This is a genomic window from Allomuricauda sp. R78024 (assembly GCF_044596045.1).
Classification (GTDB): Bacteria; Bacteroidota; Bacteroidia; order Flavobacteriales; family Flavobacteriaceae; genus Flagellimonas.
This window is the reverse complement of the sequence record NZ_CP138995.1, coordinates 3,145,654-3,166,897: the sequence shown is the minus strand read 5'-3', so window position 1 is coordinate 3,166,897 and position 21,244 is coordinate 3,145,654. Positions and strand designations below refer to the sequence as shown.

Annotated in this window: 20 protein-coding genes; 13 read left to right on the top strand and 7 right to left on the bottom strand. The window is 36.9% G+C overall.

Annotated elements, in window-relative coordinates; all coding sequences use genetic code 11:
• Positions 1-47 precede the first annotated feature (47 nt).
• Positions 48-626: a collagen-like protein gene (locus SJY44_RS14245; RefSeq protein WP_396590242.1), complete on the bottom strand. Its 579-nt coding sequence runs from the start codon at positions 624-626 to the stop codon at positions 48-50.
• 159 nt (positions 627-785) lie between these two features.
• Here SJY44_RS14245 and glgB point away from each other — a divergent pair, with 159 nt between their 5' ends.
• The 5 genes from glgB (at position 786) to SJY44_RS14220 (ending at position 7,947) form a co-directional block, all read left to right on the top strand.
• Complete coding sequence (gene glgB, locus SJY44_RS14240; protein WP_299167892.1) at positions 786-2,681, top strand: 1,4-alpha-glucan branching protein GlgB; 1,896 nt, start codon at positions 786-788, stop codon at positions 2,679-2,681.
• Between the two features lie 94 nt (positions 2,682-2,775).
• Positions 2,776-5,175: a glycoside hydrolase family 31 protein gene (locus SJY44_RS14235; RefSeq protein WP_298927634.1), complete on the top strand. Its 2,400-nt coding sequence runs from the start codon at positions 2,776-2,778 to the stop codon at positions 5,173-5,175.
• A 38-nt stretch (positions 5,176-5,213) separates the two neighbouring features.
• Complete coding sequence (locus tag SJY44_RS14230) at positions 5,214-6,023, top strand: M48 family metallopeptidase (protein WP_298927631.1); 810 nt, start codon at positions 5,214-5,216, stop codon at positions 6,021-6,023.
• A gap of 87 nt (positions 6,024-6,110) precedes the next feature.
• Positions 6,111-7,436: an MFS transporter gene (locus SJY44_RS14225; RefSeq protein ID WP_396590241.1), complete on the top strand. Its 1,326-nt coding sequence runs from the start codon at positions 6,111-6,113 to the stop codon at positions 7,434-7,436.
• A 22-nt stretch (positions 7,437-7,458) separates the two neighbouring features.
• Positions 7,459-7,947, top strand: coding sequence for a nuclear transport factor 2 family protein (locus tag SJY44_RS14220; protein WP_298927626.1), 489 nt, complete (start codon positions 7,459-7,461; stop codon positions 7,945-7,947).
• Positions 7,948-8,024: 77 nt separating this feature from the next.
• Here SJY44_RS14220 and SJY44_RS14215 read toward each other — a convergent pair whose 3' ends face one another.
• From SJY44_RS14215 to SJY44_RS14195, 5 genes are read right to left on the bottom strand one after another with little or no spacing between them, the layout of a single operon-like run.
• Positions 8,025-8,750 carry a head GIN domain-containing protein gene (locus tag SJY44_RS14215; protein WP_396590240.1) on the bottom strand — a complete coding sequence of 242 codons (726 nt, stop codon included), beginning with the start codon at positions 8,748-8,750 and terminating at the stop codon, positions 8,025-8,027.
• Positions 8,751-8,773: 23 nt separating this feature from the next.
• Positions 8,774-9,511, bottom strand: coding sequence for a hypothetical protein (locus tag SJY44_RS14210; protein WP_396590239.1), 738 nt, complete (start codon positions 9,509-9,511; stop codon positions 8,774-8,776).
• A gap of 33 nt (positions 9,512-9,544) precedes the next feature.
• Positions 9,545-10,636, bottom strand: a complete 1,092-nt coding sequence (locus SJY44_RS14205) for a hypothetical protein (RefSeq protein ID WP_396590238.1) — start codon at positions 10,634-10,636, stop codon at positions 9,545-9,547.
• Entirely contained in the window at positions 10,617-11,177 is a 561-nt protein-coding gene (locus SJY44_RS14200) for a hypothetical protein (protein WP_396590237.1), read from the bottom strand. The genes SJY44_RS14205 and SJY44_RS14200 overlap by 20 nt, the downstream gene beginning before the upstream one ends.
• 2 nt (positions 11,178-11,179) lie before the next feature.
• Positions 11,180-11,737, bottom strand: a complete 558-nt coding sequence (locus SJY44_RS14195) for an RNA polymerase sigma factor (RefSeq protein ID WP_298927615.1) — start codon at positions 11,735-11,737, stop codon at positions 11,180-11,182.
• A gap of 217 nt (positions 11,738-11,954) precedes the next feature.
• Between SJY44_RS14195 and lon the strand changes: the two genes are divergently transcribed.
• A complete protein-coding gene (gene lon / locus SJY44_RS14190) occupies positions 11,955-14,405 on the top strand; it encodes an endopeptidase La (protein ID WP_396590236.1) in 2,451 nt (816 codons plus the stop codon).
• 52 nt (positions 14,406-14,457) lie between these two features.
• Positions 14,458-15,150, top strand: coding sequence for a (d)CMP kinase (gene cmk / locus SJY44_RS14185; RefSeq protein WP_396590235.1), 693 nt, complete (start codon positions 14,458-14,460; stop codon positions 15,148-15,150).
• Between the two features lie 49 nt (positions 15,151-15,199).
• Here the strand turns inward: cmk and SJY44_RS14180 are convergent, their stop codons facing one another.
• The gene (locus SJY44_RS14180) at positions 15,200-15,580 is read right to left on the bottom strand and encodes a LysM peptidoglycan-binding domain-containing protein (protein ID WP_163423400.1); all 381 of its coding nucleotides are present in this window, start codon (positions 15,578-15,580) and stop codon (positions 15,200-15,202) included.
• A gap of 259 nt (positions 15,581-15,839) precedes the next feature.
• On the opposite strand from SJY44_RS14180, the gene rpsA reads away from it, so the two are divergent.
• From rpsA to pdxH, 6 genes are all read left to right on the top strand, one after another.
• Positions 15,840-17,678, top strand: coding sequence for a 30S ribosomal protein S1 (gene rpsA / locus SJY44_RS14175; protein ID WP_396590234.1), 1,839 nt, complete (start codon positions 15,840-15,842; stop codon positions 17,676-17,678).
• 121 nt (positions 17,679-17,799) lie between these two features.
• Positions 17,800-18,339: a bifunctional pyr operon transcriptional regulator/uracil phosphoribosyltransferase PyrR gene (gene pyrR / locus SJY44_RS14170; protein ID WP_396590233.1), complete on the top strand. Its 540-nt coding sequence runs from the start codon at positions 17,800-17,802 to the stop codon at positions 18,337-18,339.
• Between the two features lie 6 nt (positions 18,340-18,345).
• Positions 18,346-19,272, top strand: coding sequence for an aspartate carbamoyltransferase catalytic subunit (locus tag SJY44_RS14165; RefSeq protein ID WP_396590232.1), 927 nt, complete (start codon positions 18,346-18,348; stop codon positions 19,270-19,272).
• Between the two features lies 1 nt (position 19,273).
• Complete coding sequence (locus SJY44_RS14160) at positions 19,274-19,606, top strand: ribonuclease Z (RefSeq protein WP_298927598.1); 333 nt, start codon at positions 19,274-19,276, stop codon at positions 19,604-19,606.
• Positions 19,603-20,508 (top strand): ribonuclease Z, encoded by a 906-nt coding sequence (locus tag SJY44_RS14155; RefSeq protein ID WP_396590231.1) that lies wholly within the window; start codon positions 19,603-19,605, stop codon positions 20,506-20,508. The genes SJY44_RS14160 and SJY44_RS14155 overlap by 4 nt, the downstream gene beginning before the upstream one ends.
• A gap of 84 nt (positions 20,509-20,592) precedes the next feature.
• A complete protein-coding gene (gene pdxH, locus SJY44_RS14150; RefSeq protein ID WP_396590230.1) occupies positions 20,593-21,240 on the top strand; it encodes a pyridoxamine 5'-phosphate oxidase in 648 nt (215 codons plus the stop codon).
• The last annotated feature ends 4 nt before the right edge of the window (positions 21,241-21,244 follow it).

Here is a 21,244-nt window from a genome sequence, read left to right as displayed (position 1 = left end):
GACCCACTGGTTTTCCAGCAGGTCTTTAAATTAAGATTTTTATGAGATTAATCTATATCAATCTTCATAACTTGGCTTTCTTCAATACCTAAAGCACTCATTACATTCTCTATGTTAGAGGTATCCATTTTAGAAGAGTTTGCAAATACACTAGGTACAAACACAATTCTAAAGGACTGATTATCTGTGAAATCTGTGCTTATTGCGGAAAGGTCAAAATTTCCGTCAATAAAGATTTCAAAATCTACAAAGGTGTGAGCAAATACATATTGTATGGTACCTTCAGGAAGGAAAAAATTCTGTGGAATTTGACTCCAAGCATCAGCTGTGCTATTATCATCGAGATCAATAGTTCCATCAAATCGATATACTAAAACGGCATCGGCTTCCCTCACTTCATAATTTGTTTCATCCCCAAAATTTATCAGCGTACTAAATATGTTGCCGTCAACATCATACCCAAAATTGACACCATCTATTTCTACTACTTGTCCCTGTATTCCATCCAGACCATCTTGGCCGTCGACTCCATCAAACCCATCAAAACCAGGAGGTCCTGTTGGTCCTTCGCAGGATACGGTAAGCAAAACAAGGAATGCCCCAATAATTGTGTTGAATTTATTCATGATTTTTGATTTTTGATTTGTACTCATTTCATTTGTTTTCAACTCAAAATCAAAAAGCATTCCATTTTTGCCGTGCCATCAATTTATTTTACAAACAAAGAGAGCAAAATCGGATTCTTGGTCAAAGATGTGTAATATTGTAATTGTAAACCAGCTTATATGTCCAAGGTAGTCGTCCACAGTCTTTTCACCGAGTTTGATATCAATCTTTTTAAAGCTGGAAAGCATTACAGACTTTATGATAAATTGGGTTCGCACTTGACTGAAGTGGATGGTGTAAAAGGCACCTATTTTGCCGTTTGGGCCCCTTCTGCAAAGTCAGTTTCAGTAATTGGAGACTTTAATTTTTGGAAAGCAGACAATCACCAATTATTTGTTCGATGGGATGAAAGCGGTATTTGGGAAGGCTTTATTCCCGGAGTGGACAAGGGCACCAAGTATAAATTCAAGATTCAGTCTAACAATAATGACATCTGGACAGAAAAAGCAGATCCTTTTGGTAGATATTGTGAACAGCCACCCAATACTGCTTCGGTAGTTTGGGAAGCTTCACATAGCTGGAAGGATAAGAAATGGATGGATACCCGTGAGGAGAAAAATGCGTTGGACAAACCTTACTCTGTTTACGAAGTTCATTTAGGGTCTTGGAAGAAAAAAAATGGTTGGGAATCGCTTTCCTATGTGGAACTGGCAGATGAACTTGTGGACTATGTAGAGGAAATGGGATTTACCCATGTGGAGTTCATGCCTATTATGGAATACCCTTATGATCCTTCTTGGGGATATCAGTTAACAGGGTATTTTGCTCCTACATCCAGATTTGGAAAACCTGAGGATTTTAAATTTCTTGTTGATAAATTTCACCAACGTGGAATAGGAGTGATTTTGGACTGGGTACCATCTCATTTTCCAGAAGATGCCCATGGACTTGGGTTTTTTGATGGATCTCACCTTTATGAGCATCCAGATAGAAAAAGGGGTTATCATCCAGATTGGAAAAGTTTAATTTTCAACTATGGAAGAAATGAGGTACGCGCATTTTTGATAAGCAATGCAATTTTTTGGTTGGATCAATATCATGTAGATGGTCTTCGCGTAGATGCGGTGGCTTCTATGTTATATTTGGACTATTCGCGAGAAGAAGGCGAATGGGAACCCAATATATATGGCAATAATGAAAATTTAGAAGCCATGTCCTTTATAAGGGAAATGAACCAAGAAGTATATGCTAGCTTTAAAGGAGTGCAGACCATTGCTGAGGAATCTACTGCTTTTACAGGTGTTTCTAAGCCCGTACATTTTGGTGGACTTGGTTTTGGTATGAAATGGATGATGGGCTGGATGCACGATACATTGGAATTCTTTAAAAAAGAACCGGTACACAGGTCTTATGATCTAAATGATATCACTTTTAGCATGACCTATGCTTTTACTGAAAACTTTATGTTACCATTTTCTCATGATGAAGTGGTGTATGGGAAAAAATCCTTGCTCTATCGTATGCCCGGTGATGAGTGGCAACGATTTGCTAATTTAAGGCTGCTTTTTGGCTTTATGTTTACCCACCCAGGGACCAATCTTCTTTTTATGGGAGCGGAATTTGGACAATCCTCCGAATGGGATTTTGAAACCGGCTTAGATTGGCACTTGACCCAATTTGATTTTCATGCTGGAATCCAAGAAGTAATAAAAGACTTAAATAAGGTTTATAAAAACAACCCTGCGCTTTATGAAAAACAATTTGACGCAGATGGCTTTCAATGGATTGAATACAACGACCAGGAAAATACGGTATTAACGTATATAAGAAAAGGGCGGGATCCTAAGGATGATTTAATTATAGCCTGTAATTTCACACCTGTTCCAAGAGAAGATTATAGAGTTGGAGTACCTAAGACCTCACAATTAAAATTGCTTTTTAACAGTAATGACACCAAATATGCTGGAAGTGGAATGGGTAAAAAAACACTAAAACCATCATCAAAAGCGTGGAATGGGCATGAGCAATCCGTAGTTATGACACTTCCTCCATTAAGTGTTGTGATTTATCGATAATGAATTTACTAAAACGTTATAGTTAGTTTGTTCAAAACATCTTTTTAATTTCTCGCTCTAAAGTCTTTCTTTTGTTAGTCTTAATCCACTGAGAATGATTACCAATACAGAAGTAGAAAAAAGAGGTAACCAATACCCAAACCATATAGTTGACTTTAAGCAAGAGAATGATAAACTCTATTTTACCACCCATAACGGGGTTATTTTAGAGCTTACCATATTGCGAGATAGCGCAATTCGTTTCAGATATGCTACCGAACATGTTTTTGAGCCCGATTTTTCATACGCTATAAGTGACGATGTAAGTTTAGGATATAATGAACTTACCGTAAAAGAAGAGGTTCCTGAGTACGTTATAACTACTTCAAAAATCAAAATATTTGTTAATAAGTCCAATTTGAAGGTTCATATCCTGGATTTAGAAGATATGGTGATTATTGAAGATGAGTTAGGATTTCACTGGGAAGAGAACTACGATTACGGAGGAAACATAGTGAAGATGAGTAAAACTTGCCATTCTGGAGAGAGTTACTATGGAATGGGAGACAAGGCTTCACACACCAATTTAAAAGGAAAGCGAGTTAATAATTGGGCTACAGATTCTTATGCCTATGGTAAAGATCAAGAACCTTTATATAAGTCCATACCTTTTTACGTAGGGCTTAAAGAGAATATTGCTTATGGTGTTTTCTTTGATAATTCTTTTAGCACCTATTTTGATTTTGCAAACGAAAAAAGAAATGTGACCAGTTTTTGGGCAGATGGAGGTGAAATGAACTATTATTTCTTCTACGGGCCAAAAATGAACCAAGTAGTAGAAGCGTATACGGATTTAACCGGTGTTCCAGAACTACCACCCTTATGGGCTTTGGGGTTCCACCAATCTAAATGGAGCTATTTTCCAGAAAAAAAGGTAAAAAACATAGCATCAACTTTCAGGAAGCTGAAAATTCCTTGTGACGCAATTTATCTGGATATTGATTATATGGAAGGTTTTCGCTGTTTTACATGGAATAACCGCCATTTCCCCAATCCAAAAAAGATGATAGAAGAACTGGAGGAAGATGGTTTTAAAACTATCACTATGATCGATCCAGGAATAAAAATAGATCGCGATTATTGGGTATATCAACAGGCTATGGATAATGGATTTTTCTGTCGTCGAGCAGATGGTCCGCATTTTAAAGGAAAAGTATGGCCTGGAGAATGTAAATTTCCAGATTTTACAGACCCAGAAGTTAGAGAATGGTGGGCAGGGTTGTATAAAGAGATGATTGCAGATTTAGGTGTAAAAGGCGTTTGGAACGATATGAACGAACCGGCAATCATGGAAGTTCCCAGTAAAACTGCAAACCTAGATGTAAGACATGATTATGATGGACATCCTTGTAGTCATAGAAAGGCACATAACGTATATGGCATGCAAATGGTGCGTGCTACATACGAAGGGGTTAAAAAATTCATGTTTCCTAGAAGACCATTCGTATTGACTCGAGCCGCATATTCGGGAACACAAAGATACAGTGCAACCTGGACAGGAGATAACGTTGCAACATGGGAACATTTATGGATAGCCAATGTGCAGATGCAGCGTATGTGTATGAGCGGTTATTCTTTTGTAGGATCAGATATTGGTGGTTTTGCAGAACAGCCCAACGGAGAATTGTTTGCTAGATGGATGCAACTGGCGATTTTCCATCCATTTTGTAGAGTTCATTCTAGCGGGGATCATGGAGAACAAGAGCCATGGTCTTTCGGTGATGAAATAACAGATATTGTTAGAAAATATATTGAGTTAAGATATATGTTACTGCCCTATTTATATACTATGTTTTATAGATATATCAAGAATGGGGTGCCCATGCTTCAGTCTTTGGTTTTTTATGATCAAGAAGATGTCCAAACACATTTTAGAACGGATGAGTTTCTTTTTGGAAAACAACTGTTAGTGTGTCCAATACAAGAACCAAATGCGCAGGGCAGGAGAATGTATTTTCCTAAAGGAAAGTGGTTTAACTACTGGACGGATGAAGTAGTGACAGGAGGCGCAGAAAAATGGGTAGCCGCAGAAATAGATACAATACCCTTGTTTGTAAAAGAAGGATCAATGATTCCTAAATACCCTGTACAGCAATACGTTGGTGAAAAAGAGATTAAAGAGTTAGAAATAGATGTATACTACAAAGAGGGAATTGAGAACTCAAGTGTTTATGAAGACCAGCAAGATGGATATGATTATAAAAAAGGACGCTACAGCTTAAGAAAATTCAGGTTACGCGGAAAAGAAAACGAATTGATTATACAGCAGTTCAAAGATGGGGACTTCATCACTTCTTATAACAAGTTCAAGCTAAGGTTTCATGGTTTACCGTTTACCATTGGTACCATAGAGTTGGATAATGAGGTGGTTAATGGAAAGGATATAAAACTAAATGGAAACAACACCATTGAAGTGAGCAAGGATTTTACAGAACTTCATATAGTTGGAAAATAATTTTTTGTAATTTACCTACACTAAACACTATAAATAAAATGAAAAAGTTAATCATTACAGCGGTAATTTTTTTAGCCGTTTCAGCATGCAAAACAAACCCCTTTACTGGGAAAAGTACGCTTAATTTTTACCCCAATAGTCAAATTTTCCCAATGGCCTTTGCGCAATATGACCAGTTTTTGACCGATAACAAGGTCATAACCGGGACGTCAGATGCTCAGATGATAACCAAAGTTGGACTACGGATATCCTCCGCAGCAGAACGTTGGTTGGATTCAAATGGATATCCCGGGTATTTAAAGGATTACAAATGGGAATACAACTTGGTGAATGATGAAACGGTAAATGCATGGTGTATGCCTGGTGGTAAGATTGTTTTTTATACCGGAATTTTGCCTATCACACAAACAGAAACGGGCGTAGCTGTGGTTATGGGACATGAAGTTGCACATGCTTTAGCAGATCATGGTGCACAACGAATGAGCGCAGGAATGGTGCAGCAAATAGGAGCTGTAGCAGGAAACGTAGCTATTAAAGACCCCGAAAAACGTAACATGTTCAATCAAGCCTATGGCTTAGGTTCAACAGTAGGTGTTATGTTACCATTTAGTAGAAGCCATGAGACTGAGGCGGATAGGATAGGATTGCAAATTATGGCCATTGCCGGCTATAATCCAGATGAGGCTGCTAACCTTTGGAGAAGAATGAAGGCAAAGTCTGGGGGACAGGCACCGCCAGAGTTTATGAGCACACACCCTTCAAACGATACTAGAATTAATAATTTAATGGCATGGGCGCCAGCTGCAAAGCAAGAAGCCGCAAAGTTTGGAGTAACATCATTTAAATAACCAATTGACCAAATTAACATTTAATGTCATCTCAAACATTCCTAAGAAAATGGGAATGTTTGTGGTGGCATTTTTATTTAAAAACCTATGGCACGAGCACTCGCATTAAAGGGAAGCAAGAAGTTATTAAATGCATGGGCCTTCTATGACTGGGCAAATTCAGTATATAGTTTGGTCATCTCCTCCGCGGTTTTCCCAATTTTTTATGGAGCTTTGTTTCGCGCAGCGGAAATTGAAAAGGTGACCATATTTGGCGGTGAGATTGCGCGGGCTCCTTTAATAAGTTATGTAACCTCTCTGGCTTTTATTTTTATTGCAATAGTGACTCCATTGATTTCAGGGATAGCTGATTATTTAGGGAACAAAAAGATTTTTCTAAAATTCTTTTGCTATTTGGGGGCTTTATCCTGTATCGGCCTCTATTGGTTTTCATTGGAAAATATCTATTTTGGTTTGACTTGCTACTTTTTTGGTTTAGTCGGTTTTTGGGTAAGCTTTGCCATCAATAATTCTTATCTGCCAGATGTGGCCTTTCCAGAACAACAAGATGGAATCAGTGCCAAAGGATTCTCCTTGGGATATATAGGTAGTGTGATTTTGTTGGTTTTTAATCTAGCAATGGTAATGCAGCCTGCCGTTTTTGGAATTACGGATAGTGGAGGGGAAGTTGCAGAAATAAAAGCCATGAAATATTCCTTTATCTCCGTAGGAATTTGGTGGATTCTTTTTAGCCAGTATACTTTTATGCATTTGCCTAAAGGGTACAAGAGAGAAGGAGCACGAACCAACATTGTTCTTAACGGGTTTAAAGAGCTGAAAAGCGTTTGGAAGCAATTGGGTACTGAAACAAGGCTTAAACGCTATTTAGGGGCCTTTTTTGTGTATAGCATGGCTGTACAGACCATAATGCTGATTGCCACGTATTTTGGAGAGGAGGAAATAAGCTGGGGAACAGATGGCGAGCGCACCACTGGGCTTATTATCAGTATTTTGGTGATTCAGATAGTGGCAATTTTTGGAGCTACCGTTACAGCGTATGCCTCCAAAGCATATGGCAACATCAAGACCCTGATTTTTATCAATATTATCTGGATTCTACTTTGTGTGTATGCCTACTTTTTACAGACACCTACAGATTTCTATATTGCCGCAGGTTTGGTAGGAGTTGTTATGGGGGGCATTCAGGCCTTATCAAGATCTACCTACTCCAAGTTTTTACCAGAAACCACAGATACCACTTCATTTTTTAGTTTTTACGATGTGGCTGAAAAAATAGGTATTGTAATAGGAACTTTTTTATATGGAGCTGTGGCCCAACTTACCGGAAGTATGCGAAACAGTACTATCTTCTTAGCTGTATTCTTTTTAGTAGGAGCTTTTTTGCTTACAAGAGTGAACAAGAAAACTGAATAGAGAACCTATAGATTCTAAAATTATGAAGTCGCACATATTGTTTTATGCTGTTGTCTTAATCACAACAATTTCTTGCACCACCAAAGACAATGATATTTCAAAAACTATAGAGCAATATTATAAAACCTATCAAGACCGGAATGATTTTGAAAAGTTTTTGGGTTTTTATGATGAAAAAATAGTTCTGGAGGATATTATCAATGCCGATAGAATTGTTGGGAAAAAAGCTCTTGAAGATTTTTTTGATTGGAATAATCCAGGATATAAAAAGATAGCTGCAGACGCACTCGTAATTTATGAACAGACAATTGAAGGTAATAGAGTGGTTACCAGTGGTTATTTTAATGAATTTCTTTGGGGAGAACAGAAATTTGAAGCAATGCACTTTGTCACAATTTTAACATTCAATCAATCTGGGAAGATTGTTAAGCATGTTGATTGGATAAATTATCCATCCAATTTGGTTGACTACACGAAAAGGAAGAATTCTAATGAATGGATAAAAAACTAAAAGCCTTGGCATTTGTGCCAAGGCTTTTAAACTATTGATTGATGATGATTTGTTTTTGATTGGTAATAAACTCCTAATTATCCCTTAGAAATATCTCCTGCACCTGAAGATTTACTTTTAATTTTCTTAGGATTCCCACGATAGGAAATATCTCCAGAGCCAGAAACTCGTGCATCAATAGATTGGTTGACAGTCACTTTCACATCTGCAGAACCTGATACTTGTACGGTAGCAAATTCAGCTTCTAGCTCATACGCCTTTATGTCTCCAGAACCTGAAACTTGAATATCCAAATTTGTGGCTCTCCCTTCTAAGTTAATATCACCTGAACCTGACAGTGTGGCCTCTACGTTTTCTGCTTCTATTGCCAAGGTAATGTCTCCAGAACCAGATATTCTAGTATCAAAATTATCAGATTTAAGCGTGGTTTTACCTACTATATCTCCCGAACCCGATAAAGTAACAGAATTGATGGTTTCAACGGGTACGGTTATATAAATCCCTGAATTCCAATTGGAAGGTTTAAGATTGACCCCTTTTTCAACCTTAACAATCAATTTTCCGTTTTTCACTTCAGTTTTAATGTATTCCAATAGATTGGATTCTCCTTTTAGCGTTAACTCCCCTTCATCACCAGCAACCAGTTCAACATCAAACCAACCTGCCAGTGCAACGGCATCATAATCGCCTACAGAACGTTCAACGGTTACAACATTGCCATTTCCTTTAATTCTTTTGCCCCATTGGGCATTTGTAATTGCTACCATCGATAGCGCTAATCCTAGTGTGATAATTTTTTTCATGATTGTGTTTTTTGATTGTTTTTTCATCCTTTTACTATTGAAAAACTTTGTTCTGAACGTTCAACAAGTGAACGTTCAATTTCAGTTGTTTTCTCCTTACTTAGTGTATTTTGGTATTCATTTAGATTGTATCCGGTAACACCTTTCAACATTTCCAAATAGAAAAATATAACTTCCTTTTTTCTATCCTCGCTTGCCAAACCAACATATCTAGACATCATAAATTCATCTTCCAATACATATCCTTTTTTTTCTAAAAAGGCACGGGTAAGAGCTCCTTCATTCCTTGGATTTTCCTGTGCTAGCTTTTTGCTGTTGTAAAACCAAGTGTTTTGACGATACTTATTATTTCCGATAAAAGCAGCATTATCAAAATTGTAATTATAGATATAGTCATTATTGTCCAAAAACCCCTCAAATTGAGCAATGAATAATTTCTCTACATTTTGATGTTCATCGGTTACGGCAAAAACAAACCTTTCACCAGCCGCCAATGCCTTCCCTCTCATATCTTCAGGATATTCATCTGAAGAAGCAATAATCTCGAAATCAAAGTTACCAACATATGTAAACTCATCGTTTATCTCAATTTCTATGTTTGGATATTCTTTTGAAATAAGCCTGTTCCCTTCAACATGCCTTTGCTCGGGTATTTTGGTGAAAGAATCTTGAGCGGCATTATTTTTTTCGTGCTCAGCCTTTGTTTTGCAACTATAAAAAGCTACTATTAGAGAGAGTAATGCTATACCTAATTTGCTCATAAACCTTTTATTATTCAATGTCTTAGCGAACTCCTAGTTTTTATAAAAAGTAACCCCGCCATAGTCACTAGTAATGTATACTGTGTTTCCTGAGTTCTCTTTACCATGATATCCTTTAAAATACTTTTGGTTCGATTTTTCTTTACTCACATTGATTTCAAAAGCATCCCTACCGCTTACACCAGCGTACTCGGTTGAAATTTCAAAATCAAAATAATAATCTGGACTGTACCCTATCTTAATCCCCGTGTAATCGGTCTTGATATTCATATCACCTGCATCAGCGGCCATTTCACTTATTTTTAGCGAACCGTAATCAGAATTTATGGTAACGTTTCCGTGTACCGTTCCCAATTTTACTCCAATATAGTCCCCATTGCCATTTACATTATTGACATTGTTTACTTCAATTGAGCCATAATCACTGGAATAGTCCAAATTTTCCATTTCATTTATTACGGCGTTGGTGTAATCCGCTTTTACGGTGAGGTCTCCAGCCTTTTCTATCGTAAAGCCTGAGTAATCTGCTATAATCTCACCACTATTAATATATTCGAATGTAGAGCGGGAGGTGTAATCAAATCGTAGTTCGTTGTTTCTTCCACGTAATTCCCCAATATCAATTTTACCGTAATCACAGTTTATTTTGGCATGTCCGTCTACACGATTAAGATAGATGTTTCCGTAATCGTTGTTGAGATTGACACTGTTCTTCACTGGTATTTTAATGGTGTAGTTTACCTCTACACTTACATTGTTTCGCTTTCCCCATTTCCATCCCCAATTGTTGTTCCTGTCTCCAAAAAGAGTACGTGCAGATACTAAACTGGCGCTGTTTTCAAAGTCTACGTCAATCTCGTTTAGCCTGTTTTGCACTTTATCTTCATTATTGCCATTTGTTTTTATGTGAACTTCTATTACAACCCTATCCTCATTCCAGGATGTGATGTTTAGATTTCCATAGCTGTTCTTTACTTTAAAAAGTGCATCTGGATTTACATTGAATTCCTTTTTTATAGTCTTTTCCTTGGTATACCTGCCACCCATTTTATCGGTATTGGCTCCCAAAGCGAAAGGAATTAGGGCTAATGCCAAAAAGGCATATTTATATAGTAATGTTTTCATCATTGTATGATTTTAAATTTTTAATATTTTCAATATTGGTCAATACTTCCTTTAATAAATCAATTCTGGTTTGGAAATTGGTTATCATGGCATTCAATAAAATTTTGCTGTTACCCCCAGATACTAGCTCTTTCTCTAGATTTTGATAGTTTAACTCCAGTTTTTCCAGTCTTTGTAAAGTATCATCTACCAACTTTGCAGTTTCAGGGGATTTTTCACCCTTTAACAACTGTACTTGTTCTTCAATAAGGCTGGCAAAATAGAACTCGGTTTTTGAAATTTCTGGGGCAATCTCTACCACCTGCTCTTTTATGGAAGGCCTTGTGTTGAATACCTGAATACCCAGCAAACAGATAAGAGCAATGGATGCTGCTATGGACAGTGGTTTCCACCAATTTGTTTTTTTCTGGTGTAAGGTCACTACCTCATTGTTTTGGCTCAATTTTTCTAAAAATCGTTCTTGATGCCCATTTTTGGGTTCTTCAAAATCAAAATCATTTTGAAGCTTCTCAAACAATTGTTCTAAATTATCTTTACTCATAATCAAGCATTTACAGTCAATTTTTTTCTCAGACTTTCTTTAGCTCTAGAAATTGTGGTTCTACAATTTGCATAGCTAATGTCCATTATATCACTGATTTCCTCGTAATCATACCCTTCAATTAAATGTAAGGTCAAAGAAACTCTGTAATTGTCTTTTAAACTTTTCATGGTATCAATCACTTTTTGAGCCTTCAATTCAGTGTAACCATTGTGATTCAAAGCAACTTCATCATTGTCTTCGACCTTGTACATTACTTCATCTAGATTAACAGCTCTACTTTTTTGCTGTTTTTTGTAATGATATATACTGTTGTTTATCACAATTCGCTTTAACCATGCGCCAAACGTGACATCCCCTTTAAATGTATGCAGTTTCGTAAACGCGTTCAAAAACGATTCTTGCATTACATCTTCAGCTTCTGCCGAGTCCTTCACAATCCTAAAAGCAATGTTGTACATAGCTTTATAGTACTTATTATAAATTTCCAATTGTGCACTTTGCTTACCCTTTAAGCACGATTGAAGCAGCGTATCAGTATGTTCATTTTGGTGGCTCAAAAAATGAATGGTTTGTCTTATAGATGGATGAATTTATCAATTGTTACACTTTTTTCTAAATTTTTAATTTTTAATGGCACAAGAATTGCCTTAATAGGAGAAGAAAAGAACCTAAACCCTTTTGTAATACTTACTTTTAAGACATTGCGTGGGCTTAATGTTCTAGTATAAACTGAAGATTTGTGTCATTTGTGACAAAATGACCGAAACATATGATATGGGAGAAATAAAAATTTCAACTTTTGACAATATATCCCTGCAAGGTCTTGATGAAGATGCAGAATTGATTCCTTTGTTGACACCAGAGGACGAAGAGGAAATGAATAAGGAAGAATTACCTGAAACTTTACCGGTTTTACCTCTTAGAAATACTGTCCTTTTTCCAGGAGTGGTTATTCCAATTACCGCTGGAAGGGATAAATCCATAAACCTAATTAAAGATGCCAATAACGGCAATAAGACTATTGGGGTAGTTTCCCAAAAGGATGAGGAGACAGAAAACCCTGGAGTAGAAGATATTAATACACTGGGAACCGTTGCTAGAATCTTGAGAGTATTACAAATGCCCGATGGAAATACCACGGTTATTATTCAAGGTAAAAAACGGTTTGAGATTGCTGAGGTAATTACTGAGCAACCTTACCTTACCGCTACGGTAAAAGAAGCATCGGAAGAGCGACCTAATGAAAAGAGCAAGGAGTTTGAGGCGATTATAGATTCTATCAAAGAATTGGCTTTTAAGATTATAAAGGACAACCCAAATATACCCAGTGAAGCTACATTCGCTATTAAGAACATTCAAAGCAATTCGTTCCTCATCAATTTTGTATCCTCTAATCTTAATTTGAGTGTTGGCGAAAAGCAAAAACTTCTGGAAATTCCAAACCTTCAGGAGCGTGCTCTTACAACTTTGAAGTACATGAATATGGAGCTTCAAAAATTGGAATTGAAGAATGATATTCAATCCAAGGTTCGGAGCGATATGGACCAACAACAAAGAGAGTATTTTTTACACCAGCAGATGAAAACAATCCAAGAAGAACTTGGTGGGTTGTCTTATGAGGAAGAGGTGGATGAAATGAGAGTAAAGGCCAAAAAGAAAAAATGGGCTAAAAACATTAAAGAGCATTTTGAAAAAGAACTTGCCAAAATGCAGCGTATGAATCCGCAAGTTGCAGAATACTCTATTCAGCGCAACTATTTGGATTTGTTTTTGGACCTTCCTTGGGATGAATTTTCAAAAGATAAATTTGACTTAAAACGAGCGCAACAAATTTTAGACAGAGATCATTATGGTCTTGAAGATGTAAAACGAAGAATCATAGAGTATTTAGCTGTACTAAAGCTACGTAACGATATGAAATCACCAATACTTTGTCTTTATGGCCCTCCAGGAGTTGGTAAGACTTCTTTAGGAAAATCAGTTGCGGAAGCTTTAGGAAGAGAATATGTTAGAATTTCTTTAGGAGGTTTAAGAGACGAAGCTGAGATTAGAGGGCATAGAAAAACCTATATTGGAGCAATGCCCGGAAGAATTATTCAGAGTCTGAAGAAAGCGGGTAAATCCAATCCGGTTTTTATTTTGGATGAAATTGATAAACTCTCCAATAGCCATCAAGGTGACCCTTCCTCAGCAATGTTAGAGGTATTGGATCCCGAACAGAATAGCGAATTCTATGACAACTTCTTGGAAATGGGTTATGACTTGTCAAAAGTAATGTTCATTGCTACCGCAAATAATTTAGGAACCATTCAGCCTGCTCTACGTGATCGTATGGAAATCATCAACGTAACTGGATACACCATTGAAGAAAAGGTTGAAATTGGTAAAAAGCATTTGTTGCCAAAACAGTTAAAAGAGCACGGACTTACTTCTAAAGATTTGAAGATTGGAAAACCCCAAATGGAGAAAATTGTAGAAGGGTACACAAGAGAATCTGGTGTGCGAAGTTTGGAAAAACAATTGGCTAAAATGGTACGTTATGCTGCAAAATCAATAGCTATTGAAGAAGAATATAACATCAAGGTCAATAACCAGGATGTAGAGAAAATATTAGGTCCTGCAAGATTGGAACGCGACAAGTATGAGAATAATGATGTGGCAGGAGTGGTCACTGGTTTGGCATGGACAAGTGTAGGAGGTGACATTCTTTTTATTGAATCTATTTTATCCAAAGGAAAAGGTACCTTAAACATTACCGGAAACCTTGGTAAAGTGATGAAAGAATCTGCTACCATTGCCATGGAGTATATTAAATCCAATGCCGACGCCTTCGGAATAGATTCTGATGTTTTTGAAAAGTATAATGTTCATATTCACGTGCCAGAAGGTGCAACACCAAAAGATGGCCCAAGTGCAGGAATAACAATGCTTACCTCATTGGTTTCGCTCTTTACGCAACGTAAGGTGAAAAAGAGTTTGGCAATGACAGGGGAGATAACCTTGCGTGGTAAAGTATTGCCCGTTGGTGGAATTAAAGAAAAGATTTTAGCTGCAAAGAGAGCGAGAATCAAAGAGATTATTCTTTGTGAGGACAACCGAAAGGATATTCAAGAAATTAAGGAAGACTATTTAAAAGGGCTTATATTCCATTATGTTTCGGATATGAGTGAGGTCATTGATATTGCCGTTACGGATGTAAAGGTGAAGAAGGCAAAAAAATTATAATTTTATTTTTTTTGGTGGCCTCAGTGACTCATTTTCTTGGTATTTTTAAGTGATGGGAAAGATTACAATCGCCATAGATGGTTATTCATCAACAGGTAAAAGCACTTTGGCAAAAAGATTGGCTTCCGCACTCAATTATGTTTATGTAGATACAGGCGCCATGTATCGCGCAGTTACACTTTTCGCTTTGAACAATAAGTATGTTGGGACTAATGAAGATATTCCATCCCTGGTAAAACAATTGCCAAATATCAATTTAAAGTTCGTGCCAAATAAAACTTTGGGTCTTTCAGAGATGTATTTGAATGATGAAAATGTAGAAAGGCAAATTAGGACGATGGAAGTCTCCGACCATGTAAGTAAAGTTGCAACCATTGAAGAAGTTAGACATATGCTTGTGGCTATGCAACAGCAAATGGGTGAGGAAAAAGGAATTGTGATGGATGGCCGTGATATTGGCACTGTTGTTTTTCCCAATGCGGAATTGAAAATATTTATGACAGCTTCCCCAGAGACACGTGCTACAAGACGTTACAAAGAACTCTTGGAGAGAGGGGAAGAGGTAACTTTTGATGAAGTACTTAAGAACGTCCAAAAACGAGACAGAATAGATTCAACACGTGAAATGTCTCCTTTAAAGAAAGCTGAAGATGCTATTGAATTTGATAATAGCGATATGGGACTTGAAGAGCAATTTGAACGAATATATAATTACTCCCTTCGGGTGATAAATAAAAACAATTAAAAAAGGCGCTTAACGAGCGCCTTTTTCAATAAATAACAATCTTCTTTTCCTAGATATTTGGAATTACTAAAACCTGATCAGGGTGAATAACATCTGGATTACTTAGGATGTTAGTGTTTGCATCAAAGATTTTATTGTACTTCATGGCATCACCATAATAGTGTTTTGCGATTTTGCTTAAAGACTCGCCACCTTTTACAGTATGTCTGTGGTAAACAGAATCATCTGCAACACTAATGTTTGCTTTAACATCAGATGGACTTTCACCACCAATTTGTTTGATTTTGTCCCAAATGGCGTTCTTCTCATAAGGCGTATTGGCTACCCCTTTAATTTTCAAGACTCCTCCATCTTCAGATACATCGCCATCTTTTATGCCTAATTCTTGACCTAAATCTAAAACTGCTTGGTATTTTGCTTTTGCACTCATAATATTCTTAATTGTTTTAATGGTTAATATTAAGAAACAAGATATATATAAAAGTCACATTTCAGCCTAATTTTTCACTAATTATTGTTCCAAACGAATAAGTGGGCGGCAAGGGTTTGTAAAACAAGGAATTAATTGTATTTTTGCACTCCTTTTTAACAAATAGACAAGAGGAAAAAGGGAATAGAAAATCAATAACAACTTCTACAGTAATTGTTTAACTCTTGTAAAACTGTAGAATACAAATTTTAATCAGCAAATGGCTGAAGAAAAAACAAACGTTGAGGTAGAAGAAACTACAGCAGCAGTACAAGAAGTAAAAGAAGAAGTTCAAACTCAACAAGATCCAAAAGAATATCTTGAGAATTTTGATTGGGAAAAGTACGAAGAAGGAATTGAGCGCGTAGATGATACGAAACTTAAAGAATTTGAACTACTTGTAGAGGAGAATTTTGTTGATACCGCTGATGAAGAGGTGGTTAAGGGAACAGTAGTTCACATGACAGATCGTGAGGCTATCATTGATATCAATGCAAAGTCTGAAGGTGTTATTTCATTGAATGAGTTCCGTTACAATCCTGATCTTAAGGTTGGAGATAAAGTTGAGGTTCTTATAGATATCCGTGAAGACAAGACAGGTCAATTGGTATTGTCTCACAGAAAAGCAAGAACAATTATGGCTTGGGACAGAGTTAATGCTGCCCATGACAAAGAAGAAATTGTTCAAGGTTTTGTAAAGTGCAGAACCAAAGGAGGTATGATTGTGGATGTATTTGGAATCGAGGCGTTCTTGCCTGGTTCTCAAATCGATGTTAAACCTATCCGTGATTACGATCAGTATGTTGGTAAGACCATGGAATTCAAAGTGGTTAAGATTAATCATGAGTTCAAGAACGTTGTTGTTTCGCACAAAGCGTTGATTGAAGCTGATATTGAAGAACAGAAGAAAGAAATCATCGGCCAGCTTGAAAAAGGTCAAGTACTGGAAGGTATTGTTAAGAATGTTACTTCATACGGTGTCTTTATTGACCTTGGTGGTGTTGATGGATTAATCCACATTACTGACCTTTCTTGGAGCAGAATCAACCATCCAAATGAAGTTGTTGAGCTAGATCAGAAAATGAATGTTGTAATCCTTGATTTTGATGATAACAAATCAAGAATCCAACTAGGTCTTAAACAATTAGAGAAACATCCATGGGATGCCTTGGGTGATGAAATAAAAATTGGTGATAAAGTTAAAGGTAAAGTTGTGGTTATTGCTGACTACGGCGCCTTTATAGAAGTTGCTGAAGGTGTTGAAGGATTGATTCACGTTTCTGAAATGTCATGGTCTACACACTTAAGATCTGCACAGGATTTTGTGAAAGTAGGTGATGAGGTAGAAGCAGTGGTATTAACATTGGATAGAGAAGATCGCAAAATGTCATTGGGCATTAAGCAATTAACTCCAGACCCATGGACAGATATTACTTCTAAATACCCTGTAGGTTCAAGACACAAAGGGATTGTTAGAAACTTTACCAACTTTGGCGTATTTGTAGAAATGGAAGAAGGAATAGATGGATTAATTTACATCTCTGACCTTTCATGGACCAAGAAAATTAAGCACCCATCTGAGTTTGTAGCTGTTAGCGATACTTTGGAAGTTGAAGTATTGGAATTGGATGTTGAAGGACGTAAGTTAAGTCTTGGTCACAAACAAACTACAGAAAACCCTTGGGACAAATACGCGGCAGAATTTGCTGAAGGTACCGTTCACAAGGCAGCTATTTCTGAAATTGTTGATAAAGGAGCCACCGTTAATTTCAATGAAGATATTGTAGGATTTGTTCCTTCAAGACACATGGAAAAAGAAGATGGCAAAACCCTTGGAAAAGGTGAAGAAGTAGAATTTAAGATCATAGAATTCAATAAAGACTTCAAACGTGTGGTAGCTAGTCATACAGCTATCTTTAAGGCGCAAGAAGAACGCAACATTAGCACAGCAAAAAGAAAAGCTGCCGCTACTGCAGAGGAAGCAAAAACCACATTGGGTGACGCCAACTCTCAATTGCAAGCATTGAAGGATAAAATGGAAGCTGATTCTAAAAAGTAATCAGGTTTTATTAAAATCAATTAGAAGCCCCGCCGCTGGAAACAGACGGGGCTTTTTTATATAATCAACCTTTTTAAAGAATTGTTTACTTTTGCATACAACAGAGTTGGTAGCATAGCAAATGAGTCAAAAAGTACTTCTTACCTCAAAAGAAATCCACATCATACTGCACCGTCTGGCTTGTCAACTTTTAGAAAACCACTTGGACTTTAGTAACACCGTTTTAATAGGAATTCAGCCAAGAGGTATATTTCTAGCAGAACGCTTGGCAAAAATCCTAAAAGAAGAATATAAAGTAAAAGATATAGACTTGGGTTTTTTGGATATTACATTCTACCGAGACGATTTTAGAAGAGGAGAGAAAACCTTAGAGGCGAACACTACCAAAATAGATTTTCTGGTTGACGATAAAAATGTAGTTTTTGTTGATGATGTATTGTACACCGGAAGGAGTATACGGGCGGCCCTTACCGCCATTCAATCTTTTGGAAGGCCTTCGGATATTGAATTGTTGACCCTAATAGATAGAAGATTCAGTAGGCATTTACCTATACAACCTAACTATAAAGGTAGACAGGTAGATGCAATTAATGAAGAAAAGGTGAAGGTAATGTGGGAGGAAAATGATGGGAAGGATATTGTGTATTTAGTAAACAAATAATTTAAAATGAGCGAATTAAGTGTAAATCACTTACTGGGAATAAAATATCTGAACAAAAAGGATATAGGGCTCATTTTTGAAACTGCTGACCATTTTAAAGAAGTTATAAATAGGTCTATTAAAAAGGTTCCTACCCTAAGAGATACCACCATTGCAAATATCTTTTTTGAGAATAGCACGCGAACAAAACTCTCTTTTGAACTTGCGGAAAAAAGATTGTCAGCAGATGTAATTAATTTTTCAGCTTCGCAGTCATCGGTCAAAAAAGGAGAAACGCTAATAGATACGGTAAATAACATCCTTTCTATGAAGGTGGATATGGTGGTAATGCGCCATCCAAATCCAGGAGCAGGTATTTTCCTTTCAAAACACGTTAAAGCATCTATAATCAATGCAGGGGATGGAGCTCATGAGCACCCAACTCAAGCTTTGCTGGATTCCTACTCAATACGAGAAAAATTAGGGGATGTCGGCGATAAAAATGTGGTTATTGTAGGTGATATTTTGCATTCCAGAGTGGCATTATCCAATATTTTTGCTCTAAAATTGCAGGGAGCCAATGTAAAAGTATGCGGGCCAAGAACACTGATTCCCAAACATATTGAATCTTTGGGCGTAACGGTTGAAACCGACCTAAGAAAGGCCTTGGAATGGTGCGATGTGGCAAACATGCTACGTGTACAGAACGAACGAATGGATATTAGTTATTTCCCAACAACCAGAGAATATACGCAACAGTTTGGGATTAACAAAAAGCTATTAAATAGCTTGGACAAACAGATTGTAATCATGCACCCAGGACCAATTAACAGAGGTGTGGAGATTACAAGTGACGTAGCGGATTCTAACCAGTCCATCATTTTGGAACAAGTTGAGAATGGAGTTGCAATCCGTATGGCAGTGATTTACTTATTGGCATCAAAAATTCGGTAAAATGATTTTCGACAAAAAAGGAACAACCACCACTGTTTTCCAAGAAAAAATTTCACTTTCTACCTTCTTGGAAAATTTGAACAAAGCTTACCCCAGATTAAAACATGACAATATTATTGTAAACCTTTTCTCTTTTAGCAAATTGACCGCAGGAGATATTTTAGAGTTTTTAGAGATTTCTAACACGCATAGAAGTTCCAATAAGTCTTTTGTTTTGGTAACGAACAAGGTGGCATATGACGAAACACCAGATGAAATTAGTGTAGTGCCAACAATGCAAGAAGCAAAAGACCTCATTGAAATGGAAGAAATAGAACGCGATTTGGGTATATGAAGTTGACCATACTTGGCTGCTATTCGGCTACCCCCAGAACATTTACAAACCCCACTTCGCAAATACTGGAGATACGTAATCATCTTTTTTTGATTGATTGCGGTGAAGGAACACAAGTGCAACTTAGAAAGAACAAAATTAAATTCTCTAGAATCAAATATATCTTCATCTCACACTTGCATGGAGATCATTTTTTTGGGTTACCAGGGCTCATTTCTACGTTTAGGCTTTTAGGAAGAGAGACAGAAATGCATGTTTATGGCCCAAAGGGAATTAAAGAAGCGATTACATTGTTCCTCAAGCTTGGAGATTCATGGACCAATTACCCCTTGATTTTTCATGAATTGGACTCTAAAGAATCAGAACTTATTTTTGAGGATGAAAAAGTAAGTGTACATACTATTCCATTGGACCACAGAGTTTATACCAATGGATTTTTATTTAAAGAAAAGCCGCACCCTCGTAAGCTTGATGTTGATTCAGTTGCTGAACATGAAATTGATAGAAGCCAATATGGTAATATAAAAAATGGGGCAGATGGAGTATTGGAAAATGGCACTATAATTTCCAACAAGGACTTAACCATTGATCCACCATACCCAAAAAGCTATGCATTTTGTAGTGATACGGCTTATAATGAAGCTATTCTGCCACTAATAGAAAATGTAGACACATTATATCACGAATCCACTTTTCTGGAGACCAATGTAGATCTTTGTAAAAAAACGAAGCACGCAACAGCCAAACAGGCGGCCCAAATTGCCCTAAAAGCGAATGTTGGCAATCTTATTTTGGGTCACTATTCCACTAGATACAAATCTATTGATCTCTTTAAAGAAGAAGCATTAGAAGTTTTTCCCAGTGTAGAACTGGCGGATGATGGAAAATCCTTTGAGATATAATGGCAATGCGGTGAAAACAAAAAGGTGTCTACCTTTTTAATCTGCATTCTTTTGCTGAAATTTGTTTATCCCTATAGCCAAATCATGCAAAAAGATTTAAGTAATTACAGAAAGTCTTATGAAAAGAGTGCTCTTATGGAGGATTCTATTTTAGAAAACCCGTTGGAGCAGTTTCAGAAGTGGTTTTATGAGGTTGAAGCTACTGATGGGTTGGAGGAACCCAATGCCATGACAGTTTCTACCATCGGTTTAGACGGATTTCCCAAAAACAGAGTAGTCTTGATGAAAAGATATACCCATGAAGGGTTTATATTTTACACGAATTATCAAAGTGAAAAAGGAAAAGCTCTTGAAACAAACCCTTCTACCTGTCTTTCATTTTTCTGGCCCAATTTAGAACGTCAAGTAATCATCAAAGGAAAGGCAGAGAAAATAGCAGAAAACCTTTCTGACGGTTATTTTGAATCCAGACCGGTTGGCAGTCAACTAGGTGCTATAATATCACAGCAGAGTGAAACAATAGCATCAAGAGAAGAAATGGAGGAGAAGCTAGTTGAAATGGAAAAAGAATCTATTGGGAAAGAGCTTGAAAGACCATCCTACTGGGGTGGCTATTTGGTAAGACCTGTTTCTATAGAGTTTTGGCAAGGGCGTCCCAATCGTTTACATGATAGAATTAGATATAAACTTCAAGAAGATTTTAACTGGAAAATTGAACGTTTACAACCCTAATTTT